This window comes from Kitasatospora sp. NE20-6 (assembly GCF_045862635.1).
Genome location: NZ_BPRL01000005.1, coordinates 275708 through 292311 on the forward strand (window position 1 = coordinate 275708; position 16604 = coordinate 292311).

Annotated in this window: 15 protein-coding genes; 7 read left to right on the plus strand and 8 right to left on the minus strand. The window is 76.6% G+C overall.

The genetic code is table 11. The features are described from left to right. Nucleotides 1–32: 32 nt before the first annotated feature. Nucleotides 33–593 carry a MarR family winged helix-turn-helix transcriptional regulator gene (locus SNE206_RS06795; protein WP_407912434.1) on the minus strand — a complete coding sequence of 187 codons (561 nt, stop codon included), beginning with the start codon at nucleotides 591–593 and terminating at the stop codon, nucleotides 33–35. A 140-nt stretch (nucleotides 594–733) separates the two neighbouring features. On the opposite strand from SNE206_RS06795, the gene SNE206_RS06800 reads away from it, so the two are divergent. Then, nucleotides 734–2038 carry an MFS transporter gene (locus tag SNE206_RS06800; RefSeq protein WP_407912435.1) on the plus strand — a complete coding sequence of 435 codons (1305 nt, stop codon included), beginning with the start codon at nucleotides 734–736 and terminating at the stop codon, nucleotides 2036–2038. 89 nt (nucleotides 2039–2127) lie between these two features. Continuing rightward, nucleotides 2128–3513 carry an FAD-binding oxidoreductase gene (locus SNE206_RS06805; protein WP_407912436.1) on the plus strand — a complete coding sequence of 462 codons (1386 nt, stop codon included), beginning with the start codon at nucleotides 2128–2130 and terminating at the stop codon, nucleotides 3511–3513. Between the two features lie 61 nt (nucleotides 3514–3574). Here the strand turns inward: SNE206_RS06805 and SNE206_RS06810 are convergent, their stop codons facing one another. Further along, a complete protein-coding gene (locus SNE206_RS06810; RefSeq protein ID WP_407912437.1) occupies nucleotides 3575–4636 on the minus strand; it encodes a MerR family transcriptional regulator in 1062 nt (353 codons plus the stop codon). A gap of 193 nt (nucleotides 4637–4829) precedes the next feature. Between SNE206_RS06810 and SNE206_RS06815 the strand changes: the two genes are divergently transcribed. Beyond that, a complete protein-coding gene (locus tag SNE206_RS06815) occupies nucleotides 4830–6470 on the plus strand; it encodes a dolichyl-phosphate-mannose--protein mannosyltransferase (RefSeq protein ID WP_407912438.1) in 1641 nt (546 codons plus the stop codon). 63 nt (nucleotides 6471–6533) lie between these two features. After that, nucleotides 6534–7256: an ABC transporter permease gene (locus SNE206_RS06820; RefSeq protein ID WP_407912480.1), complete on the plus strand. Its 723-nt coding sequence runs from the start codon at nucleotides 6534–6536 to the stop codon at nucleotides 7254–7256. A 39-nt stretch (nucleotides 7257–7295) separates the two neighbouring features. Here SNE206_RS06820 and SNE206_RS06825 read toward each other — a convergent pair whose 3' ends face one another. After that, a complete protein-coding gene (locus SNE206_RS06825; RefSeq protein ID WP_407912439.1) occupies nucleotides 7296–8219 on the minus strand; it encodes a hypothetical protein in 924 nt (307 codons plus the stop codon). A 325-nt stretch (nucleotides 8220–8544) separates the two neighbouring features. Next, the gene (locus tag SNE206_RS06830; protein WP_407912440.1) at nucleotides 8545–9495 is read right to left on the minus strand and encodes an AraC family transcriptional regulator; all 951 of its coding nucleotides are present in this window, start codon (nucleotides 9493–9495) and stop codon (nucleotides 8545–8547) included. A gap of 147 nt (nucleotides 9496–9642) precedes the next feature. Between SNE206_RS06830 and SNE206_RS06835 the strand changes: the two genes are divergently transcribed. Further along, on the plus strand, nucleotides 9643–10158 hold the full coding sequence (locus tag SNE206_RS06835) for a DUF1772 domain-containing protein (RefSeq protein WP_407912441.1): 516 nt from the start codon (nucleotides 9643–9645) through the stop codon (nucleotides 10156–10158). Nucleotides 10159–10191: 33 nt separating this feature from the next. Here SNE206_RS06835 and SNE206_RS06840 read toward each other — a convergent pair whose 3' ends face one another. Then, a complete protein-coding gene (locus tag SNE206_RS06840; RefSeq protein WP_407912442.1) occupies nucleotides 10192–11406 on the minus strand; it encodes an FAD-dependent monooxygenase in 1215 nt (404 codons plus the stop codon). Between the two features lie 190 nt (nucleotides 11407–11596). Between SNE206_RS06840 and SNE206_RS06845 the strand changes: the two genes are divergently transcribed. Together SNE206_RS06845 and SNE206_RS06850 are read left to right on the plus strand one after the other, a co-directional pair. Then, on the plus strand, nucleotides 11597–12559 hold the full coding sequence (locus SNE206_RS06845) for a TetR/AcrR family transcriptional regulator C-terminal domain-containing protein (protein WP_407912443.1): 963 nt from the start codon (nucleotides 11597–11599) through the stop codon (nucleotides 12557–12559). A 35-nt stretch (nucleotides 12560–12594) separates the two neighbouring features. Beyond that, entirely contained in the window at nucleotides 12595–12927 is a 333-nt protein-coding gene (locus tag SNE206_RS06850; protein ID WP_405013509.1) for an antibiotic biosynthesis monooxygenase family protein, read from the plus strand. A 43-nt stretch (nucleotides 12928–12970) separates the two neighbouring features. Here SNE206_RS06850 and SNE206_RS06855 read toward each other — a convergent pair whose 3' ends face one another. From SNE206_RS06855 to SNE206_RS06865, 3 genes are read right to left on the minus strand one after another with little or no spacing between them, the layout of a single operon-like run. Further along, nucleotides 12971–13825: an ECF transporter S component gene (locus SNE206_RS06855; RefSeq protein WP_407912444.1), complete on the minus strand. Its 855-nt coding sequence runs from the start codon at nucleotides 13823–13825 to the stop codon at nucleotides 12971–12973. Continuing rightward, on the minus strand, nucleotides 13822–15456 hold the full coding sequence (locus tag SNE206_RS06860; protein WP_407912445.1) for an ABC transporter ATP-binding protein: 1635 nt from the start codon (nucleotides 15454–15456) through the stop codon (nucleotides 13822–13824). Before SNE206_RS06860 ends, SNE206_RS06855 begins: the two co-directional genes overlap by 4 nt. Further along, nucleotides 15453–16559, minus strand: a complete 1107-nt coding sequence (locus tag SNE206_RS06865) for a CbiQ family ECF transporter T component (RefSeq protein ID WP_407912446.1) — start codon at nucleotides 16557–16559, stop codon at nucleotides 15453–15455. The genes SNE206_RS06860 and SNE206_RS06865 overlap by 4 nt, the downstream gene beginning before the upstream one ends. Nucleotides 16560–16604: the final 45 nt, after the last annotated feature.

Sequence of the window (16604 nt, forward strand, 5' to 3'; positions counted from 1 at the left end):
TCCCCGTTCCGTGGCGGTGCCGCGCGGTGCGGTCAGTCCAGGTCCTCGGTGCGCCCGAGGGCGTCGGGCTGGCTCTCCTCGATGCGGCGCAGCATGCGGCCGAGCATGCCGGAGAGCAGGGCGCGGTCGGTGCCGGTCACGTCCTGCAGGAGGTCGGCCTCGAAGACGGCGGCCATCCGCATGAGTTCGAGCCACTTGCTGCGGCCGGTCCCGGTGAGTTCGATGATCACGCGGACCCGGTTCGCCTCGTCGCGGTCGCGGGTGACCAGGCCGTCGGCGACCATCCGGTCGATGCGGTGCGTCATCGCCGCCGGGGTGAGGCCGAGCCGCTTGGCGAGTTCGCCGGGGCCGAGCCGGTAGGGGCTGCCCGCGAAGACCAGCGCCTTGAGCACCTCCCACTCGGCGGAGGTGATTCCCAGCACAGCCAGCTGCCGGCTGTAGGCCACGTTCATGCGCCGGACCAGCCGGGACAGCGTGGACACGATCGTCTCCACCTGGGGGTCCACGGTGGGGAATTCCCGCTGGTAGAGGGCCACCTGCTCGGCGATGTCGAGCTCGGTGGCGGCCGGCTGCCCGGCCTTGCGTGTGGTCATGCGGGCCATTCTCCCACGCAGCCTGCAGGTGTTAAGCCTTTGACGCCTGAGTCTTCGGACTCATAGAGTTTAGCTCTGAAATCTTACGGAGTTAAAGCAGGAGGGCTTCAACCTTCCTCGGCGGCAGAGGGGTGTGCACGGTGACCGGCACGGTGAAGCAGCGGACGCGGCGGACGGACAGGGCGGGCGGGCCGCTGCGCCGCGTCCAGGCGGGCAACGCGCTGAGCGCGTTCGGCAGCGGTTTCACGATGCCGTACATGTTCGTGTACGTGGACCAGGTGCGGGGGCTGGGACCGCTCGCGGCCGGGATGGTGTTCACCGTCTTCGCGCTCGCCGCGCTCGTCGTGCTGCCCTTCGGCGGCCGCGCCATCGACCGCCACGGCCCGCGGCCGCTGCTCCTCGCCGGGGCCGCACTGGCCGCCGCCGGCGCGTACGCCTTCGGGCAGGCCGCCACCACGCCGACCCTGCTGCTCGCGTCGTTCCTCTTCGGCGCGGGCGTCACCACCTGCCAGCCCGCGCTCGCCACCATGATCGTCCGCAGCACCGGCCGGGCCGGCCGCTCGCGGGCCTTCGCCCTGCAGTTCACCCTGGTCAACCTGGGCATGGGCATCGGCGCCCTGGTCGGCGGCCAGATCGTCGACCCCGCCGACCCGGCCAGCCTCACCCGGCTCTTCACCATCGAGGCGCTCACCCTGCTCGGCCTGGCCCTCGTCACCGGCACGGCCCGCATCCCGCAGGCCGCGCCGACCCTGGTGGCCGACCCGGGCGGACCGAGCGGCCTGCGCGCGGTCGCCGCGGACAAGGCCATGGTGCGGCTCTGCCTGCTCGTCGGACTGATCTTCTTCACCTGCTACGGCCAGTTCGAGTCCGGCGTCGCCGCGTTCGCCACCGACACGGTCGGCACCGACCCGTCCGTGCTCGGCCTCGCGATCGGCGCCAACGCGCTGACCATCGTGCTGCTGCAGATGGTCGTCGTCCGGCTCACCGAGCGCCGCCGCCGCACCACCGCGATGGCCGCCGCCGGCGTGGTCTGGCTCGGTGCCTGGACCGCCGCCCTGGTGGCGGGCCTGGTGCGCTCCGACGCGCTCGCCGCGACCGTCGCGATCGTCGCCGTCTACGCGCTCTTCGGCGTCGGCGAGTCGCTGCTCGCCCCGACCCTCGGCCCGATCGTCGCCGACCTCGCCCCGGCCCGGCTGCTCGGCACCTACAACGCCGCGCACGCCCTGGTGAAGCAGGTCGCCGTCGCGGTCGGCCCGGCCGTCGGCGTGCTGCTCGTCGGCGCCGGCACCTGGCCGCTCTACCTGCTGGCGATGGCCGCCTGCACGCTGCTGATCGTGCTGCTCGCCGTCCGGCTGCGCGGCCACCTGACGCCCGCACAGGACAACGCCCCGCGCGCCGCGGAGCCGGTCCGCACCGCGGTGCCCGCCCTGGGCACCGCGGCCTGACGGCCGGACCGCCGGGTGCGGGCCTCACCCGTACGGCCTAGCCTCGGAAGAAGGGGATCCCTCACCCCGGCCTGCAAGGAGGGTCCGTCATGGCTTCCGTCCCGCTCGACAGGCTCCGGCCCGAGGAACTCGCCGACGGATTCGCCGGCCGGCTCGTGCTGCCGGACGACCCCGGGTACGACGAGGCGCGCACCGTCCACAACGCGATGATCGACCGCCGGCCGGCCGTCGTCGCCCAGTGCGACGGGCCCGCCGACATCGCCGCGGCGCTCGCCTTCGGCCGCAGCCGGGAGCTGGAGACCGCGGTCCGCGGCGGCGGGCACTCCGTCAGCGGACAGTCCCTCGTCGACGGCGGCCTCGTGATCGACCTCCGGCGGATGAACACCGTCGAGGTCGACGCCGCCGCCCGGGTCGCCCGGGTCGGCGGCGGCGCCCTCATGGGAGACCTGGACCGCGCCACCCAGGCCCACGGCCTGGCCACCACCGGCGGCAGGGTCTCCACCACCGGCATCGGCGGCATCACCCTCGGCGGCGGCTCCGGCTGGCTGGAGCGCCGCTTCGGCCTGATGTGCGACAACCTGCTCGCCGTCGACCTCGTCACCGCGGACGGGCGGAGCGTGCACGCCGACGCCCAGGAGAACCCCGAGCTCTTCTGGGCCCTGCACGGCGGCGGCAGCAACTTCGGCATCGCCACCCGGTTCACCTTCGGCCTGCACCCGCTGCCGGACTTCTCCATGGCCCTGCTGCTCTGGGACGCCGACAAGGGCCCCGAGGTGCTGACCCGCTACCGCGACCTCATGGGCGACGCACCCGACGCCGCCGGCGGCGCCTTCATCTACCTCACCGCCCCGCCGGAGGAGTTCGTGCCCGCCACCCTGGTCGGGCGGCGCGCCGCCGGCGTCCTGGTCACCTGGACGGGCCCGATGGCGGACGCCCGGCGCTTCTTCGAACCCCTCCTCGGGCTCGGCCACGCCGCCGAGGTGATCACCGAGATCCCGTACGCCGACCTGCAGTGCATGCTCGACGACCCGCCCGGCTACCGGAACTACTGGTCCGCGGAGTACCTCTCCGGTTTCCCGGACGAGGCCGTCGGCCGCTTCTGCGCCCGCGCCGACGACATGATCGTGCCCTCCGGCACCCAGCACGTGGTCTTCGCGCTCGGCGGCGCGATCGCCGCCGGCGACCACGCCTACCCCGTGCCCTGGCGGGACGCCCCGTGGGCCGTGCACCCCTTCGGCGTCTGGGAGGACCCGGCCGACGACGCACGCGGCCGGGCCTGGACGCACGCCGTCTGCGCGGACATGAAGCCCTGGTCGATCGGCGCGGTCTACCTCAACTTCATCGGCGACGAGGGCGCCGAGCGCGACCTCGCCGGGGTCGGGGCCGGGAACCTCGCCCGGCTCGCCGCCGTCAAGGCCGAGTACGACCCCGGCAACGTCTTCCGCCGCAACCACAACATCCGGCCGGCGGCCTGACGCCCGGCCCGGTGCGCCCGGAGCGCCGTGCGCACCGGGCGCCGCCGTGCGCGGCCCGGGGTCAGGGCGCGGTCGGCATCAGCAGCGAGAACGTGCCCTCCCGTCCGGGGAAGCGGATCGCCAGCGGCGCGATCGGCCCGCCGAGCTCCAGCACCAGCTGCCCCGACGCCCCCGCCTCGACCGCCTCCAGCAGGAAGTCACGGTTCACCTGGACCCGCAGCGCACCCGCCGGGCCCTCGTCCCCGGCGTCCACCACGGCGAACGCGCCGTCCCCGGCGACCGACAGCACCGACACCGGGTAGTCCGCGCCGTCCTGCCCGCGCCGCACCGTCCGCGCCGGCACCGCCGCGAGCCCGGCCCGCAGCTCCCCGGCCGCCAGCCCGATCCGGTGCACCGGATCGGCGCGCAGCATCGGCCGGTAGTCGGGGAAGTCCCGGTCGCCGCGCTCCGCCGCCGCACTCCGGCCCCCCGCCTCGACGGTCAGCCGGGTGTCCTCCACCGTGAGCACCGCCTCCGTGTCACCGGCCCCGGCGAGCAGGGCGCGCACCGCGTCCACGAACGCGGTCGGCGCGACCGCACCCACCGCGGGCCCCTCCACCGCGCCCGCCGCCTCCGAGACGGCCAGCCGGTACCGGTCGGTGGCGACCAGCCGCAGCGCGCCGCCGTCCAGGGTCTCGAACAGGACGCCCGCCACCTCGGGCAGCGCGTCGTCCGGGCAGACGGCGAACCGCACGGCGTCCAGGGCGGCCGCCAGCGCGGCGGCGGGCAGGGTCAGTCGGGTCGTGCTCATCGGGTGCTCCCTCAGCTCCAGCAGCGTACGGACCGTGGAGAGCTCGCGGCGCGCATCCGCCAGGCCGTCCTCCAGTCGGCGCAGATGGGCGTCGAGCGCCGTCCGCGCCTGCTCGGGACCGCCGTCCAGCACCCGCGCGATGTCCGCGAGGGGCAGGCCCACCCGGCGCAACCGGGCGATCAGCCGGGCGTCGGCCAACTGCTCCGGCGCGTACCAGCGGTAGCCCGTCTGCGGGTCGACCCGGGCCGGGCCGAACACGCCCGCGCCGTCGTAGAACCGCAGCGCACTGACGCTGAGCCCGCTGGCCCGGGCCGTCTCTCCGATGCTGTGCATACCGCCGCTCTCCACGCCGAGGACTCTGCGCCCTCGACCAGGTCGAGGGTCAAACCGCCGCCACGATAGACCGGCCCGCCGGAAGCCCGGGCTAGGATCTCCCCGACAAACGCGACAAAGCGTCAGCCGGGCCGGCGCCCGTCGGCCCGCGGCCGCGGCGGCCCGCCGCAGACGGAGCGAGGAGGGGCGGAGGATGGCGCACCCGGTCGTGCACCCGGCGGCCACCGGCACCGCGGCACCGGACGGCGGCCGGCCGGCCGCGCACCGGGCGGCCGCCCCGCGCGGCCCGCTGCCCCTGATCGCCCGCCACGCGGGCTGGCTCGGCCCGATCGCCGTCGCCCTCTTCGCCGGGCTGCTGCGCTTCTGGGACCTCGACCGGCCGAACGCCTTCGTCTTCGACGAGACGTACTACCCCAAGGACGCCTGGTCGCTGCTTCACCAGGGCTACGAAGGCGTCTGGCCGGAGATCTCCAACAACCAGATCCTCTCCTCGCCGCAGCGCATCCCGCTCGGCGACGAGCCGGCGTTCATCGCGCACCCGCCGCTCGGCAAGTGGGTGATCGCCCTCGGCGAGTGGGCGTTCGGCCTGCACCCGTTCGGCTGGCGGATCATGGTCGCCCTGCTCGGCACGCTCTCGGTGCTGATGCTCGCGCGGATCGGCCGCCGCCTCTTCTCCTCGACCCTCCTCGGCTGCACGGCCGCCCTGCTGATGTCCGTCGACGGCCTGCACTTCGTGATGAGCCGGGTCGGCCTGCTCGACGGCGTCATCATGTTCTTCGTGCTCGGCGCCTTCGGCTGCCTGCTCGTCGACCGCGACCGCACCCGGCGCCTCCTGGCGGCCGCCCGCGCCGAGGGCGGCCGGGCCGCGGACGAGGTGCGGCTCGGCCTGCGCCCCTGGCGGATCGCCGCGGGCGCCCTGCTCGGCTGCGCCGCCGCCGTGAAGTGGAACGGCCTGCAGATCCTGCTCGTGCTCACCGCGCTCACCCTGCTCTGGGACCGCGCCGGCCGCCGCGGCGCCGGCGCCCTCCGGCCGACCCGCGCACTGCTCCGCCGCGACCTGCTGCCCGGCCTGCTCTCCACCGTCGGTGCCGCCGTGCTCGTGTACACCGCCTCCTGGGCGGGCTGGTTCGCCACCGACGGCGGCTACGGCCGCCACTGGGCCGACCACCGGTCCGGCATCTCCCTGCCGCGCACCCCCGTCGTCGACGTCCCGCTGCCGCAGGTGCCGATGACCTGGGTGCCCTCCGCGCTCCGCAGCTGGTGGCACTTCCACGCGCAGATGTACGACTTCAACACCGGGCTGACCTCCGGCCACACCTACCAGTCCAACCCGTGGAGCTGGCTCGTCCAGGGCCGCCCGGTCTCCATGTACTGGCAGCAGCTCCCGCAGGGCCAGGGCGGCTGCACGGCCTCCGGCGGCTGCGCCTCGCAGATCCTCGCGCTCGGCACACCGCTGCTCTGGTGGGCGGCCTGCTTCGCGCTCGCGTACGCGCTGTGGCGCTGGTTCTTCCGCCGCGACTGGCGCTCCGGGGCGCTGCTGGCCGGGGTCGCCGGGGTGTACCTGCCGTGGTTCGGCTACCAGGAGCGCACGATCTTCTCCTTCTACATGGTCGTGCTCGTGCCGTTCCTCTGCCTGGCGCTGGCCCAGATGCTCGGGGCGCTCGTCGGCCCGCCGGGCTGCACGGCGAAGCGCCGCGCCTGGGGCGCGGGCACGGCCGGGCTGATCGTCTTCGCCGTCGTCGGCTGCTTCGCGTTCTTCCTCCCGCTCTACACGGCGGAGGTGATCCCGATGTCGGACTGGCAGGACCGGATGTGGTTCACCAGCTGGATCTGACCGGTGGCCGGCGCCGCCGGGCCGCTGGGGGCGGCCCCCGCCCAGCTGCTGCCGGTCGGCTGGATGCTCGGCGCCGTCACGGCGGCCCTGCTCGCCGCGGCGGTCCTGGTCGCCGGCCGGGGCCGGCTCGGGCACGGCCGCGCGGTGCTGCGGGCCGGGCTGCGGGCCGCGGCGCAGCTCGCCGGGGTGGCGCTGGTGATCGCCTGGCTGGCCGGCTCGCTCTGGACGTCGGCGCTCTTCGTGCTGGTCATGTTCGGGGTCGCGGTGCGTACCGCCGGGCGGCGGGCCACGGCCGGGCCGGGCTGGCCGTGGGCGGCGCTGCCCATCGGCGCCGGGGTGCTGCCGGTGCTCGCGCTGCTACTCGCCACCGGGCTGCTGCCGCACCGGGGGATCGTGCTGATCCCCGTCGCGGGGATCCTCATCGGCGGGGCGATGACCGCGACCTCGCTGGCCGGGCGGCGGGCCCTCGACGAGCTGACCACGCGGCGCGGGGAGGTCGAGGCGGCCCTCGCGCTCGGCTTCGAGGACCGCGACGCGCGGCTGGAGATCTGCCGGACGGCTGCCGCCACCGCGCTCGTGCCGCCGCTCGACCAGACCCGCACGGTGGGCCTGGTGACGCTGCCCGGGGCGTTCGTCGGGATGCTGCTCGGCGGGGCCGGCCCGGTGCAGGCGGGCGCGGTGCAGCTGTTCGTGCTGGTCGCCCTGCTGGCCGTGGAGTCCGTCGCGGTGGTGGCGGTGCTGGAACTCGTCGGGCGGGGCCGGCTGGCCGCCGCACCGCGGGGGTGATGCGGGCGAGCGCCGGGCCGCCGTCGGCAGTCCGGGCCGTCAGCAGTCCGGGTCGGACGCGGCCTTCTGCAGCTCGGCCTGGGTCTTCGGGCCGTACAGCGTGCCGTTGCGCTCGTCGCCCTTGATGCGGTGCTCGACCTGGAACTGGCCCAGCACCCACTGCGTCCAGGTGTCGAAGGTGCCGCTGACGAACCACGAGTTCAGGTGGTTGCGGCCGCAGTCGACGCTGTAGAGCATCTGCTGCATGGTCCTGACGTCGGCTCCGGTGTCGCCCGGCTTCAGCGTCCGCGGGGCCGCGGTCGCCGGGGCCGGGGAGGAGGCGGCGGGAGGACCGGAGGGCGCCACGGCGGGCGCCGACGCGCTCGGGACCGACGACGGTGCGCGGCCCGCCGAGGCGGAGGCCGACGCGCCGCGGGTCGCCGTCGCGCTCGCCCGGCGGCTCGCCGACGGCGAGGCGGTGGCGGTCGGGGCGGTCTCCGCCGGCCCGGTCGGCGCCGGGGCGTCGATGCTGCCGGACGGCACCGGCAGCGCCTGGTCGACCTCGGACGGCTCGGAGGACGGGGCCAGGACGAAGGCCAGACCCGCACCGACGATCGCGATCCCGATGCCGGCCGCGACGACCGCCGTACGGCGCCGACCTGCCGTCAGCTGGGCCTGCTCGCGGCGGTCGGCGCGGCCGCCGGGGCGCTGCGGCGGCACCCCCTGGAAGGCGAACACGCCGAGGTCGGGGCCCGCCGGGCCGCCGGGCGCCGCGCCGGGACGGGCGTCCCGGCCCGCCGTGGGCGGCATCGGCGGCCGCGCGGGCGGCCGCGGGTGGGAACCCGGCACCGGGGGCATCAGCGCCGTGCCGAACGGGTCCGGCCCCGGTCCGGCCGGTGCCCCGGCGTACCCGGAGGCCGCCGGGACGTACGGTCTGACGAGGGGTGGGCCCTCCATGTGCGGCAGGACCGCGGTCTCGGTCACATCGGGGTGCGAGGAGCCGCAGGCACAGCCAGCAGCTGTCCGGACCGCTCCGCACAGCGGGCAGTGCTCTCCCGGCATCGGCCGGTCCTCCTCGATCGGTGTGACGAACGCGCCCGATTATGCAGGAGCTTGCAGGGAGACGACAGGGAGGTCTCGTGACGGACGACCGGCTTGTCCGGTTTGGTGGTGAAACGGGCGTGGTGAACACCGGGTGACGGGTCGCCGCATGCCCGGCACGGCCCGGCTGCGCGCCCGGTCCGGCGCCGGTGCCGCGTGACCGGCTCCCCTCCGGCACGGTGCCCGGCGGTGTCCGCGGCTCCTCCCGTCAGCCGTGCGCGCCGTGCTCGCGGTGCTCCTGCGGGCTGACGCCGCGCACCCGCTTGAACGCGGCGCTCAGCGCGAACGGGCTGCCGTACCCCACCCGGCGGGCCACCCCGGCGAGGGTCGCCTCCGGTGCCTCCAGCAGGTCGGCGGCGAGTTCGAGCCGCAGGCCGGTCAGGTACGCCATCGGCGGCTCCCCGACCAGCTCGGTGAAGCGCCGGGCCAGGGCCGCCCGCGACACCCCGGCCTCGGCGGCGAGCGCCGCGACCGTCCACGGCTCCGCGGGACGCCCGTGCAGCAGGCGCAGCACCCGGCCCACCACCGGGTCGCCGTAGGCGCGGTACCAGCCGGGCGCCGCCGCGTCCGGCCGGGCGAACCACTCGCGCAGCACGGTGATCAGCAGCAGGTCGAGCAGCCGGTCGAGGACGGCCTCCTGGCCGGGGGAGTCCCGGTCGAGCTCCTCGTCGAGCAGCGCGGGCAGCGGCGACGACCACGCGTCGGCGGGCAGCACCGCCACCGGGGGCAGGGCCCGCAGCAGCCGGCCGCTGATCTCCCCGCCCAGCTGGTACGTGCCGCTCAGCAGTGCGGCCGCGCCGTCGGCCCGCACCCCCCAGGAGCGCCCGCCGAGGTCCAGCTCCGCGCAGAGCGGGGCGCCGCCGGGGTCGGTGGAGTGCTGCCCCGGGTGGACCACCGCCTGTACCGGGGTGTGCGGGTGGTCGGCGACGGTGTACGGCTCCGGGCCGCGCACCAGCGCCGCGTCACCGGGGCCGATCGCGGCCGGCGGCCCGTCGTCCGGCACGATCCACGCCGTCCCGCGGGCCATGGTCAGCACGGTGAGCGGTGCCTCGTCGCGGATCCGGACGGCGAACGGCGGGTCGAACACCGTGCGCAGCAGGAAGGCGCCCCGGGCCCGCGGGCCCGCGAGGAGGGCGGCCAGGCCGTCGGTGGCGTCCACGCGGCCAGCCTAGTCGCGGGCCCCGCCCCTGGCGGGTGGAACGGACACCGGTCGGCGGCGCGGACGCGGCCCGGTGTGGACGCCCGCGTATGCGGGCGAGCGGACCGGCCATGGCCACCCCGCCGCCCGCGGGCTTGACTTGACGGCATGACGGACACCACGGGGGAGAAGGAGGTGCGGCCCATGGGTACGGCGGTGCTGCTCGCGGCCACCATCGCGACGGGCCTGATGGCGGGCCTTTTCTACGCGTTCGCCTGCGCGGTGATGCCGGGCCTCGGACGGGCGGACGACCGGACGTTCGTCGAGGCGATGCGGCGGATCAACGCGGCGATCCTCAACGGCTGGTTCGCGGCGGCCTTCGCCGGGGCGCTGCTGCTCGGCGTCGCCGCGGCCGCGCTGCACCTCGGCCGGGCCGGCCGGCCCGTGCTGCCGTGGATCGCGGCGGGCGTGCTGCTGTACGTCGTGGTGCTGGTGGTCACGGCGGCGGTCAGCGTGCCGCTCAACGACCGGCTCGCGGCCGCGGCCGGGTCCGGCCCCGCCGATGCGCGGGCGCACTTCGAGGCGGTGTGGGTGCGGTGGAACACCGTGCGGGCGGTGCTCACCACCGCCGCCTTCGGCTGCCTGGGCTGGGCGCTCGTCCTGCAGGGCCGGCCCGGTCCCTGACGGCCCGGCCTCCGACGGGCGCGCACGCCCCGGTCAGGTGGCGGCCGGGGCGGCGTCGTACCCGGGCAGCGCGATGTCGCCGGCCTTGGCGAACTGCGCGGCGAGCAGCGGGCGCATCGGCCAGCGGTTCATCGACCGCATCGAGGCCGCCCGCAGCCGGATGCCGAGCGCGGAGTTCGGCGCGAAGCCCGCGGCGCCGCCCGGCGGCAGCTGCTGCGCCTTGCGGACGTACGGGCGCATGAGGCGGTCGTAGCCGGCGAACGCGGTGCGGTGGTCGCCGCGGGCCGCGGCGAGTTCGCCGGCCAGCAGGTACGCGCCGACCAGGCCGAGGCTGGTGCCGAGGCCGGAGAGCGGTGTGGCGCAGTACCCGGCGTCGCCCAGCAGGGCCACCCGGCCGCGCGACCAGCCGTCCAGGTGCACCTGGCCGACGGTGTCGAAGGAGAAGTCGGACGCCTCGCGCATGGCCCGCAGCAGCGACGGCACCTGCCAGCCGACGCCGGCGAACCGCCGGTCGACGAGGTCCTGCTGGGCGGCGGTGTCGCGGCGGTCGCAGGGGACCGGCCCGGTGGTGCGGAAGCTGAGGCCGGCCTTGGTCTCGCCGGGCAGCCGGCCGGGCCGCACGGAGGCGACCAGCCCGCCGGGGGCGTTGAACATCCGGAACCAGCCGTCGAGCGGGGTCTCCTCGGGGGCGGTGAACCACGCGGTGCAGAGGTCCAGCGGGCGGACGCACTCCGCCTCCGGGCCGAACGCGAGACCGCGGACGACGGAGTGCAGGCCGTCGGCGCCGACGACCAGGCCGAACCGGCGCGGCGCGGCCCGCTCGAAGACCACGTCGACGCCGTCGGCGTCCTGGTGGAGCGCGGTCACGGTGTCGTCGAAGAGGTACTCCGTGCCGGGCAGGGTGGCCTCGTGGAGCAGGCCGGCGAGGTCGCCGCGGAGGATCTCGATCTCGGAGACGATGCCCTCGCCGCCGAAGGCGTCCGCGGACATCCGGGAGGTGACCCGGCCTGCGGCGTCGACGGTCTCGATGCCGCGCTGCTCGACGCTCAGCGCGCGGGCCTGCTCCATCAGGCCCATGCGGGTGATCACGTCGCGGCCCGCGCCGCGCAGGTCGACGGTCTGGCCGCCCGGGCGGGGGGCGGGGGCGCGCTCGACGACGGTGACGGAGAAACCGGCCCGGCGTAGCCAGTACGCCAGGGCGGGGCCGGCGATGCCGGCGCCGGAGACGAGGATGTCGGTGTTCTTCATGCCACCGAATGTACGGCGTACGCAGTGCACTGCGCAAGCCGTAACCTGGCACCGCAAAGGGCGAATTGACGGCAGTGCACTAGTGCTGTCGCGCCCTGTGCCACCCCCGCCCGCCGGGCCCGGACGGAACGCCGCAGGACGGCGGCTACCCTGGACCGGCCCAGAGGCGCACTAGTGCAGAGGAGAGTCCGTGGAACCGCAGGACGCACCGCGCTCCGCCCGCATCGCCGCCGAGCTGCGGCACCGGATCACCACCGGCGCCCTCGCCCCCGGCGACCGCGTGCCCTCCACCCGCGAGATCACCCGCCGGTGGGGCGTCGCGATGGCGACCGCCACCAAGGTGCTCGCCGAACTGCGCCGCGACGGCCTGGTGCGGGCCGTGCCCGGCGTGGGCACCGTCGTCGCGGAGACCCCCGCGCCCGCCCCGGCTCCCGCCCCGGCTCCCGCCCCCGCGCCCGCCCCGCACCCCGCACCCCGCAGGAACCCGCCCGAGCAGCCGCTCACCCTCGAACGCATCGTCGGCGCCGCCCTCGCCGTCGCCGACACCGAAGGGCTCGCCGCCGTCTCCATGCGCCGGGTCGCCGCCGACCTCGGCGCGGCCACCATGTCGCTCTACCGGCACGTGGCCGACAAGGACGACCTGCTGATGCGCATGATGGACGCCGCGTTCGCGCGGTGGACCTTCCCCGCCGTCCCCCCGGAGGGCTGGCGCGAACGCCTCACCCTCGCCGCCCGCATGCTGTGGGCGATGTTCCGCCGCCACCCGTGGCTCGCCCCCGCCGTCTCGGTGACCCGGCCGCAGCCCGTACCGAACGCCCTGCCCTTCACCGAGTGGGTGCTCGCCGCACTGGAGGGCCGCGGCCTCGACGGGCAGACGGTCTTCACCGCGCACCTCACCCTCTTCGGCTACGTCCGCGGCACCGCCGTCAACATCGAGATGGAGGCCGAGGCCCAGGCCGTCACCGGCCTGGACAGCGAGGAGTGGATGGACACCCAGGAGCCCGCCCTGCTCGCCGCCCTCGCCGGCGGCGGCTTCCCGCTGCTGGAGCGCCTCGCCAGGGGCGGGTACGACTTCGACCTCGACGAGGTCTTCGAGTTCGGCCTGCAGCGCCTCCTCGACGGCTTCGCCGTGCTCCTCGGCGAGCGGCCCTGACCACGGCCCGCCGGACAGGACCTAGGGTGGGGGGCATGTCTGTCGTGAAGATCAACGTGCTGACCGTGCCGGCCGAGATGCGGGAGACCCTGGAGCAGCGGTTCGCCGCGCGCGCCGGGGCGGTGGAGAACTCGGACGGCTTCGAGTGGTTCGAGCTGCTGCGCCCGGTGGAGGGCACCGAGCAGTACCTCGTCTACACCCGCTGGGCCTCCGAGGAGGCCTTCCAGGCCTGGATGGCGGGCCCGATGCAGGCGGCGCACCGCCAGGGCCCGCCCGCCGCGGAGGGCGAGGCGCCCAAGCGCCCGGCCGCCGCGGACTCCACGCTGTGGTCGTTCGAGGTGGTGCAGTCGGCCGGCCCCAAGGCCTGACCTGCGGTTCCCGGGACGGGGTGCGGCCGGCGGCCGTGCCCCGTCAGTCGTTCCCGGGCGGCGGCGCGAACGCGCCTGCCGCGCCGAACGCCGCCCGCCGCGTGGTGCGCCGCAGCGCCCGCAGCACCGGGCCGCCGACCGTCAGGCAGAGCACGGCGGTGAGCACCGCCCGGGGGAGGTCCCAGCCGAGCGAGGTCGTCAGGCAGTACAGCGCGAACCGCGGCAGGTTGGCGGAGAGCGGGTCGCCCGGCACGAACGCGATCGAGCTCGCCTGCCCGGCGATGTACGGCCAGCCCTGCAGGTTCATCACGGTGCCGTAGCCGACCGCGGCGAGCGCGCCGTACCCGGCGAGCACCAGCTGCTCGGCCCGGCCGCGCAGCCGGGCGGCCCCCGGGAGCAGCCCGGCGCCCAGACAGACCCAGCCCATGGCGAGCATCTGGAACGGCAGCCACGGCCCGACGCCGCCGGTGAGCAGCGCCGACGCGAACATCGACACCGCCCCCAGCACGAAGCCGAAGCCCGGCCCGAGCGCCCGGCCGGCCAGCACCATCAGGAAGAACATCGGCTCCAGCCCGGCCGTGCCCGCGCCGAGCGGCCGCAGTGCGGCGCCGGCCGCGGCGAGCACGCCGAGCAGGGCGACGGCCTTGGCGTCGAGCCCCGGTGCGCCGCCGCCGGCCTCCCGGCCCTCGGCGATCTGGGCGACCACCACGGCCAGCAGCAACGGCAGCAGCAGGGCGAACAGCCAGGGCGCGTCCGCGGAGTGGCCGACCAGGTCGGAGCCCGGGGCGGCCAGCAGCGGCCAGCCGAACGCGGCGACTCCGACGGCCGACAGCAGCCCGAGCGCCGGGCCGGACCGGCGGCCGAGCGGGGCGGGCCGGGTGCGGCCGGGGCCGTTCACGCGGCGTCCCCCGCCGCCGCGAGGGCCCGGACGACCTGGTGGACCGTCAGCCAGGGCTGCGGGGCGAGGATCTTCGCGGTCTGCGGGGCGAGCGCGGGGGCGGCCGTCACCACCTCGGCGGTCGGCCCGTCGGCGACGACCTCGCCGTCGGCCAGGACGACGGTGCGGTCGGCGAGCTCGGCGGCGAGCTCGACGTCGTGGGTGGCGAGCAGCACGGCGTGCCCGGCGGCGGCCAGCCCGCGCAGCACGGTGACGAGACGGGCCTTGGCGGTGTAGTCGAGGCCGCGGGTGGGCTCGTCGAGCAGGACCACCGGGGGAGCGGCGGTCAGCACGACGGCGAGGGCCAGGGTGAGCCGCTGGCCCTCGGAGAGGTCGCGCGGGTGCCGCTCGTCGTCCAGGCCGGGCATCAGGCCGGCGACGAGGGTGCGGCAGGTGCCGGGTGCGGCGCCGGCGTCGCGGTCGGCGGCGGCGCACTCGGCGCCGACGCTCTCGGTGCAGAGCAGGTCGCGGGGTTCCTGCGGCACCAGGCCGATCCGCCGGATCAGCTCCCCGGGCCGCGCCTTGTGCGGGGTGAGCCCGCCGACGCGGACCCGGCCGCCCGTGGGTGCGTGCAGTCCGACGAGGCTGCCCAGCAGGGTGGACTTGCCGGCGCCGTTGCGGCCCATGAGCGCGGTGACGGTGCCGGCCCGCAGCGCGAGGTCGGCGCCGCGCAGCGCGGGCACCGGCCCGCGGCGGACGACGAGGCCTTCGGCCGCCGCCAGCAGTTCGCCCGTCCCGCCCGTCCCGCCGGGGCCGGTGGCGTCCGCGGGCGTGCGGTCGGCGAGGCGGTCGCGCAGCGGGGCGGCGCGGCGGCGGGCGTCCCGGACGGAGAGCGGCAGCGGCGACCAGCCGGCCGCCCGGCCGAGGGCGACCACGGGCGGGACGACGGGCGAGTGCGCCATCACGTCGGCGGGGTCGCCGAGCCGTGCGGGCTGCCCGGGGCCGGGCAGCAGCAGCACCGCGTCGGCGTACTGGAGGACGCGCTCCAGGCGGTGCTCGGCCATGAGCACGGTGGTGCCGAGGTCGTGGACGAGCCGCTGCAGCACCGCGAGCACCTCCTCGGCCGCGCCCGGGTCGAGGGCCGAGGTGGGTTCGTCCAGGACGAGCACCCGCGGGTGCACGGTCAGCACCGAGCCGATCGCGACCCGCTGCTGCTGGCCGCCGGAGAGCGAGGCCAGGGCGCGGTCGCGCAGGTCGGCGAGGCCGAGGAGGTCGAGGGTCTCCTCGACGCGGCGCCGCATGACGGCCGGGGCGAGACCCAGCGACTCCATGCCGTAGGCGAGTTCGTCCTCGACGGTGTCGGTGACGAAGTGCGCGGCCGGGTCCTGGCCGACGGTGCCGACCAGGTCGGCGAGGTCGCGCGGGCGGTGGGTGCGGGTGTCGCGGCCGCCGACGGTCACCCGGCCGTGCAGGGTGCCGCCGGTGAAGTGCGGCACGAGTCCGCTGACGGTGCCCAGCAGGGTGGACTTGCCGGAGCCGGACGGGCCGACCAGCAGGCAGAGTTCGCCCTCCGGCACGGTCAGGTCGACGCCCGCGAGGGCGGGCACCGCGGCGTCGGCGTACCGGACGGACACCTGCTCGAACGTGATCACGAGGCCCTCCGGGGCGGGGTGGGGGCGGCGACGGCCGGCAGCAGGCCGAGCAGGACGGCGGCCGCCGCGGGCAGCGGGAGCCCGGGGGCGGCGGGCGGCACCACGGACGGCGCGAACGCCTCGGGGTAGCGTCCGGCGCACCAGACGGTCAGTGCGGCGACGGCGACGCCGGAACCCGCCACCAGCCACTCGCGCAGCGCCCACGGGTCGGGCCGGTAGCGGGTGCGGACCGTCCGGCGGCCGCCGAGCAGCAGCCCGGCACCGGCCGAGCCGAGCCCGAGCAGCAGCACCGGCAGTGCCCAGGCGCCGCCGGCCGCGCCGAGCAGGCCGTACAGCGCCGCGCAGACGCCGAGCAGGCCCAGCAGGGTGAGGGCGGCCGTGGCCCGCGCGACGCGCCGGGGCACGTCGGCGGTGCGGCCGAAGCCGCGGGTGTCCATGGCCGCCGCGAGGGCCACCGAGCGTTCCAGGGCGCCCTCCAGCACGGGCAGTCCGACGCTCAGCACGGCCGCGACCCCGCGGTCGTCCCGGCCGCGGAGCCGCCGGGCGGCCCGCAGCCGCCGGACGTCGGCGACGAGGTTCGGCGCGAAGGTCATCGCCACCACCGCGGCGAGCCCGGCCTCGTACAGCGCGCCCGGCAGGGAGCGCAGCAGCCGGGTCGGGCTCGCGAGGGCGTTGGCCGCGCCGACGCAGACGAGCAGCACCGCGAGCTTCAGCCCTTCGTACAGCGCGAAGAGCAGGCCCTCCAGGGTGATCGCGCCGCCGATCCGCACGCCCTGCGCCCAGGCGGGCAGCGGCAGTTGCGGCAGGGTGACCAGCACGTGGGTGCCCTGCACGGGCGAGCCCAGCAGCACCGTGAAGACCAGCCGGATGCCCAGGACGACCAGCCCGAGCCGCAGGAACACGCCGTACGAGCGGGCCCACGGCTCGTCGCCGCGCCGGGCCGCGACGACGTACCCGGCGACGGCGGCGATCAGCAGCAGCAGGAGCGGGTTGGTGGTGCGCGAGGCGGCGGCGGCCAGGCCGAGGGCCCACAGCCACCACGCGCCGGGATGCAGGTGGCGCGGGCCGACGGCGGGTCGCGTCGCGGTGCGGGTGCGGGGCATGGGCGGTCTCTGACGGGTGGTCGGGGCCTGGGTGGTCGGGCCGGG

Coding starts and splice junctions, on each gene's coding strand:
- SNE206_RS06795 (WP_407912434.1), bottom strand. CDS start 593: ATGACCACACGCAAGGCCGGGCAGCCGGCCGCCACCGAGCTCGACATC.
- SNE206_RS06805 (WP_407912436.1), top strand. CDS start 2,128: ATGGCTTCCGTCCCGCTCGACAGGCTCCGGCCCGAGGAACTCGCCGAC.
- SNE206_RS06810 (WP_407912437.1), bottom strand. CDS start 4,636: ATGCACAGCATCGGAGAGACGGCCCGGGCCAGCGGGCTCAGCGTCAGT.
- SNE206_RS06815 (WP_407912438.1), top strand. CDS start 4,830: ATGGCGCACCCGGTCGTGCACCCGGCGGCCACCGGCACCGCGGCACCG.
- SNE206_RS06820 (WP_407912480.1), top strand. CDS start 6,534: ATGCTCGGCGCCGTCACGGCGGCCCTGCTCGCCGCGGCGGTCCTGGTC.
- SNE206_RS06835 (WP_407912441.1), top strand. CDS start 9,643: ATGACGGACACCACGGGGGAGAAGGAGGTGCGGCCCATGGGTACGGCG.
- SNE206_RS06840 (WP_407912442.1), bottom strand. CDS start 11,406: ATGAAGAACACCGACATCCTCGTCTCCGGCGCCGGCATCGCCGGCCCC.
- SNE206_RS06850 (WP_405013509.1), top strand. CDS start 12,595: ATGTCTGTCGTGAAGATCAACGTGCTGACCGTGCCGGCCGAGATGCGG.
- SNE206_RS06865 (WP_407912446.1), bottom strand. CDS start 16,559: ATGCCCCGCACCCGCACCGCGACGCGACCCGCCGTCGGCCCGCGCCAC.